This window comes from Stenotrophomonas sp. STEN014 (assembly GCF_056760315.1).
This window is the reverse complement of the sequence record NZ_JBRREN010000015.1, coordinates 1-13,697: the sequence shown is the minus strand read 5'-3', so window position 1 is coordinate 13,697 and position 13,697 is coordinate 1. Positions and strand designations below refer to the sequence as shown.

Below are 13,697 nucleotides of genomic sequence, written 5' to 3'. Positions count from 1 at the left end.
ATTAACTGGCCAGGCAGGCGCAGCAACCGCCCGCGGGGGGGGGCCAGGCGTGCGCCGCTGCTCGCGGGGCGCGGGGGGTGGGGGGGCGGGCCCAGAAGCGATCTGGAATCGCTGCGGCGCCATGCCAACGACGCGGCCGTCGCGCGCGGGCTGAGCACGCGCTTTCCGCATCCGTACACGCGGGCCGATGGCCAGGCGTTTCTGGGCGGGCAGGTGCTGGACCTGGACGGACCCGTGTTCGCGCTGGTCATCGACGGCCAGGCCTGTGGCGGGATCGGGGTGACGCCGGGCCAGGGCGAGCGCCGCCACTCGGCCGCGCTGGGCTACTGGCTGGGCCGGCGCTACTGGGGGCAGGGGATCATGACCGCGGTGGTGGCCGCCTACGCACCGTGGGTGATGGCCGAGCTGGCGCTGTTGCGGTTGGCCGCGCAGGTGATGGCCGGCAATCCGGCCTCGGCGCGGGTGTTGTTGAAGAACGGATTCGACGAGGAAGGCGTGGAGCGCCAGTCAGTGCTGAAGGACGGGCAGCTGCATGACATGCGCTGCTTCGCCCGTCTACGGATGTTGCCGTAATACAGGGGGCGGCCCTGCACAGGGCTGCGCAATCGTGGAAAAATCGGCCGGTCCCGTAGACCGGGGCCGGCCACTTTCAGCTTTCCGGGGAACTACGTGGAATCTATCGTCGAATTCGTCAACGGCATCATCTGGAGCAATGCGCTCATTTTCATGTGTCTGGGCGCGGGACTGTGGTTCACGCTGCGCACGCGCGTCATGCAGATCCGCGGGTTTGCCGAGATGTGCCGGCTGACGGTGCGCGGGCAGAAGTCCGAGGCCGGTGTGTCCTCCTTCCAGGCGCTGGCCATGTCGATGGCCGGGCGCATGGGCGTGGGCAACATCGCCGGCGTGGCTACCGCCATCGCCTACGGCGGCCCCGGCGCGATCTTCTGGATGTGGGTGATGGGCTTCCTCGGCGCCTCCACCTCCTATGTGGAATCCACCCTGGCGCAGATCTACAAGGTCAAGGACGCCGAGGGCCGCTACCGCGGTGGTCCGGCCTACTACATCGAAAAGGCGATGGGGCTGAAGTGGTATGCGGCAACCTTCGCGGTGGCCACGGTCATCGCCGCCGGCTTCCTGCTGCCGGGCGTGCAGGCCAACGCGATCGCCGACAGTGCGGTCAACGCGCTGTGCACCGGCGGTGACGCCTGCGCGGTGGTCGGCGGCGCGGCCAGCCTGAAGCTGTGGATCGGTCTGCTGGTGGCCACGCTGCTGGGCGTGATCATCTTCGGCGGGGTCAAGCGCATCGCCAGCTTCGCCGAGGTGATCGTGCCGTTCATGGCGCTGGGCTTCATCCTGATGGCCATCGTGGTGATGATGCTCAATGCCAGCAAGGTGCCGACGATGTTCGCCGACATCTTCTCCAGCGCCTTCGGCGCGCATGCGGCCTTCGGCGGCATCATCGGCCAGGCCATCGCCTGGGGCGTCAAGCGCGGCATCTACGCCAACGAGGCCGGCCAGGGCACCGGCCCGCACGCCGCCGCCGCCGCCGAGGTCTCGCACCCGGCCAAGCAGGGCTATGTGCAGGCCTTTGCGATCTACTTCGACACCATGCTGGTGTGCACCTCCACCGCGTTCCTGGTGCTGTCCACCGGCATGTACAACGTGTTCCGCGAAGTCACCGAGGGCGGCGTGAGCAACCTGGAGGCCATCATCAGCGGCGTGCCCGGCGTGCAGCCTTCCGAAGGGGCGCTGTTCACCCAGGCCGCGGTGGAATCGGTCATGCCCGGCTGGGGCGCCGGCTTCGTGGCGATCGCGCTGTTCTTCTTCGCCTTCACCACGATCATGGCCTATTACTACATGGCCGAAACCAACCTCACCTACCTGGCCGGCAGCAACCGCACCCACCCGGCCGCGACGCTGGTGCTGCGCCTGGGCATCATGGGCATGGTCGTGTTCGGTGCCTTCCACAATGCCAAAATGGCGTGGGCGCTGGGTGATATCGGCGTCGGTCTGATGGCCTGGCTGAACGTCATCGCCATCTTCATCCTGCAGAAGCCGGCAATGCTGGCGCTGCGCGATTACGAACGGCAGAAGAAACTGGGGCTGGACCCGGTCTTCGATCCGGATGCGCTGGGCATCAAGAACGCCGATTTCTGGCGCGCCAAAAAATAAGAGAGACATGCAGTGAGCAACCCCTGGAACAACCGCCGTCCTTCCGTCCGCCCGCCGCGGGCGATCCCGCCGGCGCCATCGCGTGAGGGCGGCGCCGGCGGCCCGCCGATCCGCGGCAACGACGAGCTGCGCCTGTACGGCGTCAATGCCGTGCAGACCATGTTCGCGCGTCGCCCGGAGGCCATGCGCAAGCTGTACCTGGCCGAGGCGATGATCCCGAGCCTGCAGCCGATGCTGAAGTGGTGCGTGGCCAACCGCGTCGGCTACCGCGTGGTGGGCGAGGGCGATCTGAACAAGCTGGCGGCGACCACCCACCACGAAGGCGTGGTGGCCGACGTGCTGCGTACCGAGCCGCTGCCGCTGGCGACCTGGCTGGGGGGGCTGCAGGACGGCCCGGTGCTGGCGCTGTGGCTCGATGGCGTGGGCAATCCGCACAACTTCGGCGCGATCCTGCGCTCGGCCGCGCATTTCGGGGTCAACGCGATCCTGCTGCCGTCTGAATCGACGCTGGCCCTGTCCGGCGCCGCGGCGCGGGTGGCCGAGGGCGGCGCCGAGTTCGTCTCGCTGGTGCGCCTGCCGGCACTGCCGCAGGCTATGGCGCAGCTGCGCGATGCCGGCTTCAGCCTGGCCGCGACGCTGGTCGAGGACGGCGACGATGTGTTCAACACGGCGCTGCCGGCGCGCATGGTCTATGTGATGGGCGCCGAAGGGCAGGGCATGGACCGCGAATTCGCGCAGGGCTGCGACCTGCGCCTGTCGATCCCGGGCACCGGTGCGGTGGAAAGCCTGAACGTGGCTTCGGCCACGGCGGTGTTCTTGGCCAGCTGGCGCCGGAACCACGGCGTTGCCTGAGCCACCGCGGGGGCGGGATGACAAAGGCGCCGCAGGGCGCCTTTGTTTTGTCCGCTGGCCGGAATTGGCGCCGCCCGCTGGCCGTTCCCGGCTCGTGCGCGACCGTTTTGCGGCCGTGCGCGAGCGATTTCTGGTCGCTCACGACCATTTTCCGGCCGTACACGAGCGATTTTTGGTCGCTCGCGACCATTTTTCGGCCGTGCACGAGCGATTTCTGGTCGGTCACGACCATTTTTCGGCCATGCGCGAGTGATTTTCGGTCGCTCACGACCATTTTTCGGTCGCACGCGAGCGATATATGGTCGATGCCGAGCGATTTTTGCTTGATTGTTCTGAAATTGTGCGTAGTGGCGGGGCGGGCACCCGCAGGGGCGCGGGCAGGATTGCGCTGGGCGGGCTGCTGCGGGCAAAAAAAGAGCGCCCGCAAGGGCGCTCCCGGTGTCCAGCGGCGGTGGCCGCTTACTCTTTCGGCGGCACCACGGCCTTGGCCGCGCTGCCGAAGCTGCCTTCGGACTCGGCGGCCAGATAGGCGAACACGGTGTAGGCGGCCACGTTCTGCGCCAGCGCGGCCGGGTCGATCTTGTCCAGGGTGTCGTCCGGGGTGTGGTGCAGGTCGAAGTAGTCGGTCCCGTCCTGCGCCAGCCACGCCCAGGCGCCGCCCTTGGCCGCCAGCGGACCCACGTCCGGCCCCGGGCCGCCCTCCTCGGCGCGGTATTCGATGCCCAGCGGCGCCAGCGCCTCGGCGATCTGACGGGTGGCTTCACGCGACTCGGCCGGATTGCCCGAGCCGGTGTTGAAGGCATAGATGCGGCCGGCGCCGAAGTCGCTCTCGGCGGCGATGTGCTGCTGCACGATCTCGCCGGCGGTGGCGCGGGCCTCGGCATAGGCCTTGCCGCCGTGCAGGCCCTGTTCCTCGTTGGCGAAGGCGATCACCCGGATGGTGCGCTTGGGCGCCTGCTTGAGCTGGCCGATCAGGTGGCCGGCGGCCATGGTGATACCGATGCCGGCGCCGTCATCAATCGCGCCGGTGCCCAGGTCCCAGGAATCCAGGTGGCCGCCAATCACCACCACTTCCTTGGGCAGGCTGCGGCCGGTGATCTCGCCGATCACGTTCTGCGAGGTGTAGCTGCCGTCCCAGCCGCAGTCCAGCGCGATGCGGATGCGGGTCGGGCCGCGCGCGACCAGCCGGTTGAGCTGGTCGGCATCCGGCCCGGACAGCGCCGCTGCCGGCACCGGGGTCAGGCCCTCGTCGAAGCGGGTGATGCCGGTGTGCGGCATGCGGTGCGAGTCGGTGCCGGCCGAGCGCATGATGAAACCGACCGCACCCTTGCGGATTGCCTCGGACGGGCCACGGCTGCGCACGCTGCCGCCGATGCCGTAGTCGGCGCCATCCCGTTTGCGGGTCATGCTGAAGTCGATATAGGCGATCTTGCCGGCCAGCGAGCCGGCCGGTGCGGCCTGCAACGCTTCCAGCCCCTCGAAGCGCACCACCTCGGCCTCGACCGTGCCGGCCGGGCTGCCGCCCAGCGCGGTGATGGTCAGCGGCTGCGGGTGCGGGCCGAGCACGGCGGCCGATTCACTGCGGCGTTCCCACTTCGGGAAGGTGACCGGTTCGGTCCACACCTTGTCGAAACCCAGCGCCTTGAACTTGGCCTTGGCCCATTCCACCGCGCGTGCATCGGCTTCGCTGCCGGCCATGCGCGGGCCGATTTCGGTGGTCAGCGACTCGACCACCTGCCAGCCGGTGCGGTCGGCCAGCGCCTGTTCGCGCAGCTGCGCGGCGGTGTCCAGCGCCGGCTGCGGAATGCGGGTCGGCGCGGCCAGTGCCGGGGCACAGGCAAGCACGGCGGCAATGGCGAAAGCGAGTCGACGCATCGGTGAGGCTCCGGAAACAGGAAAGCCGCGAGCATAGCGTCCGCGGCTTGTGTGCTCCTGTGCTGGAGGTCACCGCCGGGTGACCGCCGGCGCGGCTATGCCTTGTTGAGGCTGTCGCGGATCTGGCGCAGCAACAGCACCTCCTCGCTCGGTTCGGGGGGGGCGGCCGGCGCTTCGGCCTTCTTGCGCGAGAGGCGGTTGAGCACCTTGATCAGCATGAAAATGGCGAAGGCGACGATCACGAACTGGATGACCGTGTTGATGAAATCGCCATAGCCAATCACCACGGCCGGGATCTCCTTGCCGTCGGCGCCGAGCTTGGCCGGCGAGAGTTCCCAGGCCAGGTTGGAAAAGTCCACGCGGCCGATCAACCAGCCGATCGGCGGCATGATCACCTTGTCCACCAGCGAGGTGACGATCTTGCCGAATGCCGCGCCGATCACCACACCGACCGCCAGGTCGATGACGTTGCCGCGCATGGCGAATTCCTTGAACTCACTGATCATTCCCATGTATTTCTCCTTTCTTTCCGTTCCCAGGTGGGCGCCGCTGGCAGCGTACTCCAGCGGCGGTGATCAGACGACGACGCCGTCGCGGCGGGCGATATCCCCCAGCCGCGCGCTGAAGCTGTCGCCGCGCTGCAGGGCGGCCACGCCGGCCGGAGTGCCCATGAAGACCAGATCGCCGGCCCGCAGGGCATAGAGCTTGGACAGCTCGTGCAGGATCTCGGCCACGTTCCAGATCATCTGGTCCAGCGTGGATTTCTGTCGCAGTTGGCCGTTGATCTCCAGCGACAGCTCCAGCGACGCCAGCTCGCCCACCTGCGCGGCCGGCACCAGCGTGCTGACCGGGGCGGAATGATCAAAGCCCTTGGCGATGTCCCAGGGCCCGCCCTTGGCCTTGGCCGCGGCCTGCAGATCGCGGCGGGTCAGGTCCAGGCCCACGCCGTAGGCCAGCACCAGGGCCATCGCCTGATCCACGGGCAGTACGCCGGCCGGGGCGTCCTGGCCGAGCGCGACGACCAGTTCGACCTCATGGTGCAGATCGGCCGTGGCCGGGGGATACGGCACCGGTGCCTGGCCGACAACAATGGCGTCGGCCGGCTTCATGAAGAACATCGGCTGGCCGCGTTCGCTGGCCGGGGGCGGGGTGGCGCCCATCTCGCGCGCGTGGTCGGCAAAGTTGCGGCCCACGCAGTAGATGCGATGTACGGGGAACGTACCGCCGCCGGCCACCGGGATGCGGGGCTGGGGCAGGGCGGGGATCAGATCGGTCATGGTTCGCGTCCGGGTGAAACGACGCGGAAGTCTAGCGGAGATCGGTGGGCGCGATCGGCTCAGCGCGCGTGCGGCAGCGCGGCCTTGCGCACCACCCGGTACTCGGCATCGACCACCGTGGGGTCGGATTCGCGCAGGGGCCGCGCCTTGCGTGAGGCCAGCAGTTTCCAGCCGATGCCCACCAGGATCATCGCCGCGCCGACAAACAGGCCGCCGACGATCAGTACCGCCAGGATCGCCAGACCGAGCAGGCCCATGGCCACCCGTACCAGCGGGTTGCGTGGTTTGCGCGGCGCGAACAGGTTGCGGAATTTGGCGAACGGGATATAGCGGATATGCATGAAATGAGGATGACAGTGGCGCTGACCTCAGTATCTGTGACGGATGGCGCGCAAGCGTGAATTTGTCGTTAAACCGGAACGGGCGTCTCTCCGGAAACGGTAACCGGCTCAGCTTCCGGCAAGGCCGGTGAGGGCGCATGCGACAATCTCGGGCCCCTGTCTGTAGCGGTGCCTCCCATGACTGTGTCCACTCCCGTCCCGACCGCGCTGGCCGTGCTCGAGGCCTTGCCCGACCAGGGCTTCCACGCGGTGGCGGCGGTGATCGATGGCTATGCCGAACCGCTGGTGCTGTACCGCGACGGGCAGCAGGTGCGGGCCTGGCTGAACGTCTGCCCGCATGCCGGCCGTGCGCTGGACTGGGCACCGGGCCAGTTCCTCAAGAGCCGGGACGGGCATCTGGTGTGCGCGGTGCACGGTGCCAGTTTCGAGACGGTCAACGGCGAATGCGTGGCCGGGCCGTGCCGCGGCGACACCCTGCGGGCGGTGCCGCTGCGTATCGCCGATGGCAAGGTCTATCTGGCCGGCTGAGACCCGGACGGGCTCAGGAACTGGCCGGCAGCGGGTAGACGCGCGCGATCGGACAGCCGAAGAAGGTCGAGGCGATCTTCGACTGCATCTGCGGCCGCGGGATGGCATCCGGTTCGATGAAGTCGCCGACCGGCGTGGGCTGCGCACGCGACAGGCGCAGGCGATCGCCCGGGTGGCCGCAGACCTGGGCCAGGCCGACGCCGGAGAGCAGGGTCAGGGTGTCGGCATTGCTGAGGTCACCGCAGGAGCTGCCCAGTTCCAGCCGGTAGTAACGGTGCCCGCCGGAGCGGCGCGGTGAGACTTCCACCACCACGCCCTGCGGGTCTTCGCGCCAGGAGCGCAGGTCGCGGATACCGACACAGTAATCGGGGCTGCCGGCAAAGCCACGGTGCGTGGTCCCGGTGACGGCGACCGAAGGCAGGTGGTTGACCGGTGTGCCGGCGCGGCTGCGCAGCAGTTCGGCGTACTGGCGGCTGTCCTGCGGCTCGACCGCGGTGACCGCGCAGCGGGTGGTGGCGGTACGGATGGCTTCATCCGGGTTCCCGCAGAACCAGCCGCCCCGGGCGAGCAGGTTCACCGGCTCGGTGCCGACGCCGGGGCAATCTTCCTGCAGTGACATCCGGTAGCGGCCGCCATCGGTGAGCCGCAGCGCCAGTGTGGCGGTATCGATGACCTGCACATCGTCCACCTTGCGTGCATCCATGCAGTGCGGCGCGGGCGGCTGGCGGATGTCGTTGTCCTGGGCCGATGCCGCCAGTGGCAGCAGCGACAGGGCGAGCAACAGGGACAGCGGACGGACTGAAGACATGCGGACACTCCTGGTCGGCACAACACGGCTCAGCGTGAGCCGGGGGAACAGCGCAGGCCTCAGGGGCGCGCACTGCACTCAGAACATCAGATTGATCATCAGTACCACAACCAGCGTGTAGATCGCCGACAGCGGCGCGCCCACGCGCCACAGCTCGCGTGGCAGGTACTTGGCCGGCCCGGTGATCATCGAGATGACCGGGTTGGAGGCGGTCATGAGGTTGTTGGAGGCCGACAGCGCCACGATCAGCGCGAACGCGGTGGGATTGCCGCCTACCGCCAGCGCCAGATTCACCGCGATGGGCACCATCACGATGGTGGCGCCGACATGGCTTATCACCAGCGAGAACGCGGTGGTGAGCACGGCCAGCGCCAGCTCCAGCGCCCAGATGGGAATGCCCTGCGGCAGCTTGTCGATGGTGTGGCCGGCGATCCAGGCCGCCGCGCCACTGCTGTCCATCGCCCAGCCCAGCGGGATCAGCCCGGCCATCATGAAGATGGTTTTCCAGTTGATCGAGGCGTAGGCCTCCTCCATGCGCAGCACGCCGGTCAGCAGCATGCCGGCCACGCCGGTCAGCAGGGTCAGTGCCACCGGCAGCTTGGAGGTCAGCGCGATGATGATGGTCAGGGCGAAGATCGCCATGGCGATCTTGAATTTGTGCGGGCGCTGCTCACCCTTGGGATAGTCGGTGACCACGACGAAGTCGCGGCTTTCCGCCGCGGCGGCCAGGTCCTGCCAGATGCTGTGGAATACCAGCATGTCGCCGTTGCGCAGCGCCACGTTGCGCACGTCTTCGCGGATCACCTGCTTGTCGCGGTTGATCGCCAGCAGGCTGATGCCGCGCTCCTTGCGCAGGCGCAGCTCGCCGGCGGTCTTGCCGATCAGCTTGGAGGTCGAGGGGATGACCGCCTCGGAGATGCCGGCGCGGGCCGGATTGAACAGGTCGCCCAGGTTGCGCAGCCGCGAGGACATGCGCAGGAACTGGTTCTGGGCGAAGTCGGCCACCTGCTGCTTGGGGCCCATCGCCCCGATCACGCTGCCAACCCAGAGGCGCATGTCCGCCGGCGGTGCCAGGCGGGTGTCATCACCGGTTTTCAGGGCCAGCAGCAACGGGGCGTCGAACAGGTTCTCCGCTTCGCCCACGGTCATGCCCACCAGCGGGCTTTCGGCGGTGACCAGCAGCTCGAACACGTCGCCTTCGATGCCGTAGGCCTTGGCAAAGTAGCTCTCGGTGCGGGCCGGGGTCTGGCCGCCGTTGGCGTCGTTCTCGTCCTGGGCGAGTTTGCGGTCGCCGTAAAAACGGAAGTACAGCAGCGAGGCGACCAGCAGCGCGATGCCAATGGGCAGCGGCGCGAACATGCGCAGCGGCTCGATCGTGGCGCTGCCGGAGGGCAGGTTGTTGTTGGCCGAAATCAGCAGGTCGTTGAGCAGGATCAGCGGCGAGTTGCCGACCATGGTCAGCGCGCCGCCCATCACGATCGCCGCGGAGATCGGCAGCAGCAGCCGTTGCAGCGTCAGTCCGGTGCGCGAGGCCAGCCGCGAGGCGACCGGCAGGTACAGCGCCATCACCGACGGGTTCTGCATGAACGAGGAATTCAGGCCGGCGGTGGCGCTGGTCAACAGCAGCAGCCGCTGCTCCAGCCCGTGCGAGCGCCGCAGCAGCCAGCCGGCCAGCCGGTTCAGCGCGCCGGTGCGGTCCAGTCCGGCGCCGAGGATGGTGGTGGCGATGATGCTCATCACCGCGTTGCCGGAGAAACCGCCGAAGATCTCCTCCGGCGCGATCAGCCCGGTGACGCCCAGCACCACCATGACCACCAGCGCCACCACATCGGCGCGGATGCGTTCGAACAGGAACATCGCCATCGTGAAACCGACCAGCCCGAGGACGAGCTTCATGTCGGTGGTCAGCGTGAGCGCGGTATCCATGGGGTGAGGGCGTTCCTGTCGGTGTCTGCGTCAGACCTTGTCGTACAGCAGGTCCCAGACGCCGTGGCCGAGCTTCTGCCCGCGGGTCTCGAAGTGGGTCTGCGGGCGCCAGTCCGGCCGCGGCACATGGCCGCGCGGGCCGGCCCGGTTGACCAGCCCGGCGGTGGCATCGAGCACGTTCCACATGTGTTCGGCGTAGGGCTCCCAGTCGGTGGCCAGGTGCAGGCGGCCGCCACTGCGCAGCTTGCGTACCAGCAGCTGGGCGAACTCCGGCTGCACCAGACGGCGCTTGTTGTGGCGCTTCTTGTGCCACGGATCGGGGAAGTAGATGCGCACTTCATCCAGCGCGCCATCGGCGATCTCGTGGTTGAGCACTTCCACCGCGTCGTGGTGGTAGACCTTGGCGTTGGTCGCCTTGTCGGCCACCAGGTCGTTGAGCAGGCGGCCGACGCCCGGCGCGTGCACCTCCAGGCCGATGTAGTCGCGGCTGGTGTCAAAGCCGGCGGCAAAGCGCAGCGCGGCGCCATTGCCGGTGCCGATCTCCATCACCTTCGGCGCGTCGCGACCGAACAGCGCGTTCAGATCACGCGGTTGGCCACTGTAGTCGATGCCGAAGTGCGGCCACGCATCGTCGAACGCGCGCTGCTGGGCGGGGGTGAAACGGCCCTGGCGCAGCACGAAGCTGCGCACGGCGCGATGGCCTTCCTCGACGGTGAAGGGCTTGGGCGGGGCCTTGGAGCCGGCGCTTTCAAAAGGATTGGTCATCAGCCGATCACCCCTTCCAGTGGCGAGGAGGCGCTGGCGTAGCGCTTGCGCGGGATGCGTCCGGCCAGGAACGCCTCGCGGCCGGCTTCCACGGCCTTGCGCATCGCGCCGGCCATCAGCACCGGATTGCGGGCACCGGCGATGGCGGTGTTCATCAGCACGCCGTCGCAGCCCAGCTCCATCGCGATGGCCGCGTCCGAGGCGGTGCCGACGCCGGCATCGACAATGATCGGCACCTTGGCGTTTTCGATGATCTCGATCAGGTTGTACTTGTTCTGGATACCCAGCCCGGAGCCGATCGGCGCGGCCAGCGGCATCACCGCGGCGCAGCCGATCTCTTCCAGACGCTTGGCCAGGATCGGGTCATCGGAGGTGTAGACCATCACGTCGAAGCCGTCCTTGACCAGCAGCTCGGCGGCCTTGAGCGTCTGGATCACGTCCGGATACAGGGTCTTCTGGTCGCCCAGCACCTCGAGCTTGGTCAGGTTGTGGCCGTCGAGCAGCTCGCGTGCCAGCCGGCAGGTGCGCACCGCGTCCTCGGCGGTGTAGCAGCCGGCGGTGTTGGGAAGGATGGTGAATCGCTCCGGCGGCAGCACGTCGAGCAGGTTGGGCTCGCCCGGGGTCTGGCCGATGTTGGTACGACGGATGGCTACGGTGACGATCTGGGCGCCAGCGGCCTCGGTGGCCAGGCGGGTTTCTTCCAGATCCTTGAACTTGCCGGTGCCGGTCAGCAGCCGGGAGGAATAGGTCTTGCCGGCGATGACCAGCGAATCGGTGGGGACAGGTGCATTCATTGCCGAATTATCACCCATCGTGCCTGCGCTTGCCGTGCGGCCGGTGGCAATCCAGCGCCGATGCGCGCTCAGCCGCCACCGAGCGCGTGCACGATCTCGACCCGGTCCGCTTCGTGCAGCAGGCGGGTGGGGTGCTGGCTGCGCGGGATGATCTCGCCGTTGATCTCCACGGCGACGCGACGCTCGGCCAGGCCTTCGGCGCTGAGCAGTCCGGTGACGGTCAGGGGAGCATGGATCTGGCGGGGTTCGCCGTTGAGCTGGATGTTCATGCGGCCATTTTCGCCAGTGCGCGGACAAATGCCCAGCCGCATGCGGCAGCGCAGCGTGTGCCTCTTACGGTTGAATGAAAAACTAACACCGTGCGGGGGCGTACGCCGCCCGTTCTTTCACACCAGGAGTTCCTCATGTCCCACTTCTTCCGTCCGCTGCGTTCGGCCATGGCGCTGGCCATCGCGCTGGCTGCCGTGCCTGCAATGGCGCAGTCGCCTTATTCCAAGACGGTGTTCTTCGGCGACAGCCTGACCGACAGCGGCTATTTCCGCCCGATCCTGGTCAAGGCCGATCCCAATGCGAGCCTGGTCGGTCGTTTCACCACCAACCCGGGCTGGGTCTGGGCGGAACATCTGGCCGATCATTACGGCACCAACGCCTCGGCCAACGGCAACGGCCAGACCGGTGACAACTACGCCGCCGGTGGCGCGCGGGTCGGCGTGGATGTGGACAACCCGCTCAATCCGCTGCTGCCGAAGGTGCCGTCGATGAAGGCGCAGACCGCCGCCTACCTCGCCGCAAATGGGGGCAAGGCCGATGCCAATGCGCTGTATACCGTATGGGGCGGGGCCAACGACCTGTTCGCGGTGCAGAAGGCACCGGCCCAGGCCGCGGCGATCATCGGTGCGGCGGTGACCGACCAGATCGGTATCGTCGGTTCCCTGAAAGGCGCGGGCGCCCAGTACGTGATGGTGCCGAACCTGCCTGATATCGGCCTGACCCCGGCCTCGGTTGCCGGCGGGCCGCTGGCGATGGCGCAAGGCACCGCGCTGGCCAAGAGCTACAACGATGCGCTGTTCGGCGGTCTCAAGCAGGCCGGCCTGCAGGTGATCCCGGTCGATACGTTCCACCTGCTGCAGGAAATCGTTGCCGACTACCGCAGCTACGGCTTCGTCAATGCGACCCAGCCGGCCTGCCTCGGTGCCTCCTCGCTGACCTGCACGCCGCCGACCTCGGTTGCGCCGAACGCCGCCAACACCTACGTGTTCGCCGATGGTGTGCATCCGAGTACGGCGACCCATGCGATGCTGGGCCAGTACGCCATCTCGCTGCTGGAGGCGCCGCGCTTCCAGCAGGTCCTGAGCCATTCGGCGCAGACCGTCGGCCGTGCACGCGCCGACCAGGTCAGTGGCCACCTCGGCGCCCGTCCCGTGAACGGCATGAGCTGGTGGGGTGGCGTGCGCGGTGATATGCAGCGTTACGAGCATGCCGATCTGTACGACGGCATGGCGCCGGCGGGCCTGTTCGGTATCGACTGGGCGCGCGATGGCATGGTCGTCGGTGGCTTTGCCGGCTACGGCCGGATGGATGCCGATTTCGGCAACAGCAACGGCGACTTTACCCAGACCGACACCTCGCTGGGCCTGTTCGCCGGCTGGTATGGCGAACGGGCGTGGGTCAATGGCCAGGTCAGCTACAGCTGGCTGGGCTATGACGTGACCCGTAACGTGCAGCTTGGGCCGGTGACGCGCAAGCACACCGGCTCGCCGGACGGCAGCAATCTGACCGCCGCGCTCAACGCCGGCTACGAGTTCGGCCAGGAAGGCGGCTTCCGCCACGGTCCGGTGGCCGGCGTGGTCTGGCAGCAGGTGAAGCTGGACGGCTACACCGAGAGCAATGCCAGCGCCACCGCGCTCGGCTACGAGGACCAGGATGCCGATTCGACCGTGGGCCGTCTCGGCTGGCAGGCACGGTTTGAGGGCGGTGCCGTGCAGCCGTACGCACAGCTCACCTGGGACCACGAGTTCGAAGACGGCGCGCAGGCCGGTGCCTGGCTGCAGACCATGACCGATGTGGGCGTCTACAAGGTGCCGGGGCTGGCGTTCGACCGCAACTACGCCACCGCGGTGATGGGCGCGCGTATGAACCTGTGGGGCCTGAACAGCAACATCGGCCTGAGCACCACCACCGCGCAGAAGTCCGCGCGTGATGTGACCCTGTTTGCCAGCTTCAGCGGCAGTTTCTGATCCAACCGGGTCGTGAACCGAAGGGGGGGGGGGGGGGGGGGGGGGCCCCCCCGCGGGGGGGGGACGCCCCAACCAGCGGGGGGGGGGGGGGGGGGGGGGGGGGGGGGGGGCCGCGCGCCTGG

14 protein-coding genes are annotated in these 13,697 nt (G+C 68.1%); 5 read left to right on the top strand and 9 right to left on the bottom strand.

Annotated elements, in window-relative coordinates:
• The first annotated feature begins 57 nt into the window (after window positions 1-57).
• The 3 genes from ACVOMC_RS15210 to ACVOMC_RS15200 all read left to right on the top strand — a co-directional run bounded on the left by ACVOMC_RS15210 (window position 58) and on the right by ACVOMC_RS15200 (window position 3,024).
• A complete protein-coding gene (locus ACVOMC_RS15210; RefSeq protein ID WP_481524620.1) occupies window positions 58-573 on the top strand; it encodes a GNAT family N-acetyltransferase in 516 nt (171 codons plus the stop codon).
• Between the two features lie 96 nt (window positions 574-669).
• Complete coding sequence (locus ACVOMC_RS15205; protein WP_481524617.1) at window positions 670-2,172, top strand: alanine/glycine:cation symporter family protein; 1,503 nt, start codon at window positions 670-672, stop codon at window positions 2,170-2,172.
• Window positions 2,173-2,184: 12 nt separating this feature from the next.
• Entirely contained in the window at window positions 2,185-3,024 is an 840-nt protein-coding gene (locus ACVOMC_RS15200; protein ID WP_481524616.1) for a TrmH family RNA methyltransferase, read from the top strand.
• Between the two features lie 459 nt (window positions 3,025-3,483).
• Here ACVOMC_RS15200 and ACVOMC_RS15195 read toward each other — a convergent pair whose 3' ends face one another.
• The 4 genes from ACVOMC_RS15195 to ACVOMC_RS15180 form a co-directional block, all read right to left on the bottom strand.
• Window positions 3,484-4,899: a M20/M25/M40 family metallo-hydrolase gene (locus tag ACVOMC_RS15195; RefSeq protein WP_481524615.1), complete on the bottom strand. Its 1,416-nt coding sequence runs from the start codon at window positions 4,897-4,899 to the stop codon at window positions 3,484-3,486.
• Between the two features lie 95 nt (window positions 4,900-4,994).
• Window positions 4,995-5,411 carry a large-conductance mechanosensitive channel protein MscL gene (gene mscL / locus ACVOMC_RS15190; RefSeq protein WP_481524614.1) on the bottom strand — a complete coding sequence of 139 codons (417 nt, stop codon included), beginning with the start codon at window positions 5,409-5,411 and terminating at the stop codon, window positions 4,995-4,997.
• A 63-nt stretch (window positions 5,412-5,474) separates the two neighbouring features.
• Entirely contained in the window at window positions 5,475-6,176 is a 702-nt protein-coding gene (locus ACVOMC_RS15185) for a fumarylacetoacetate hydrolase family protein (RefSeq protein WP_481524613.1), read from the bottom strand.
• A 59-nt stretch (window positions 6,177-6,235) separates the two neighbouring features.
• Window positions 6,236-6,517 (bottom strand): hypothetical protein, encoded by a 282-nt coding sequence (locus tag ACVOMC_RS15180; RefSeq protein ID WP_481524612.1) that lies wholly within the window; start codon window positions 6,515-6,517, stop codon window positions 6,236-6,238.
• A gap of 183 nt (window positions 6,518-6,700) precedes the next feature.
• On the opposite strand from ACVOMC_RS15180, the gene ACVOMC_RS15175 reads away from it, so the two are divergent.
• A complete protein-coding gene (locus ACVOMC_RS15175) occupies window positions 6,701-7,045 on the top strand; it encodes a Rieske (2Fe-2S) protein (protein ID WP_481524619.1) in 345 nt (114 codons plus the stop codon).
• A 13-nt stretch (window positions 7,046-7,058) separates the two neighbouring features.
• Here ACVOMC_RS15175 and ACVOMC_RS15170 read toward each other — a convergent pair whose 3' ends face one another.
• The 5 genes from ACVOMC_RS15170 to thiS all read right to left on the bottom strand — a co-directional run bounded on the left by ACVOMC_RS15170 (window position 7,059) and on the right by thiS (window position 11,607).
• Window positions 7,059-7,853: a DUF6491 family protein gene (locus ACVOMC_RS15170; protein WP_481524611.1), complete on the bottom strand. Its 795-nt coding sequence runs from the start codon at window positions 7,851-7,853 to the stop codon at window positions 7,059-7,061.
• A 78-nt stretch (window positions 7,854-7,931) separates the two neighbouring features.
• A complete protein-coding gene (locus tag ACVOMC_RS15165) occupies window positions 7,932-9,779 on the bottom strand; it encodes an SLC13 family permease (protein ID WP_054657320.1) in 1,848 nt (615 codons plus the stop codon).
• A 30-nt stretch (window positions 9,780-9,809) separates the two neighbouring features.
• Window positions 9,810-10,544 carry a tRNA (guanosine(46)-N7)-methyltransferase TrmB gene (gene trmB / locus ACVOMC_RS15160; protein ID WP_481524610.1) on the bottom strand — a complete coding sequence of 245 codons (735 nt, stop codon included), beginning with the start codon at window positions 10,542-10,544 and terminating at the stop codon, window positions 9,810-9,812.
• Window positions 10,544-11,338 carry a thiazole synthase gene (locus ACVOMC_RS15155; protein WP_481524609.1) on the bottom strand — a complete coding sequence of 265 codons (795 nt, stop codon included), beginning with the start codon at window positions 11,336-11,338 and terminating at the stop codon, window positions 10,544-10,546. Before ACVOMC_RS15155 ends, trmB begins: the two co-directional genes overlap by 1 nt.
• 68 nt (window positions 11,339-11,406) lie before the next feature.
• Entirely contained in the window at window positions 11,407-11,607 is a 201-nt protein-coding gene (gene thiS, locus ACVOMC_RS15150) for a sulfur carrier protein ThiS (protein ID WP_054657339.1), read from the bottom strand.
• A 168-nt stretch (window positions 11,608-11,775) separates the two neighbouring features.
• Between thiS and ACVOMC_RS15145 the strand changes: the two genes are divergently transcribed.
• Window positions 11,776-13,575 carry an autotransporter outer membrane beta-barrel domain-containing protein gene (locus ACVOMC_RS15145; protein WP_481524618.1) on the top strand — a complete coding sequence of 600 codons (1,800 nt, stop codon included), beginning with the start codon at window positions 11,776-11,778 and terminating at the stop codon, window positions 13,573-13,575.
• Window positions 13,576-13,697: the final 122 nt, after the last annotated feature.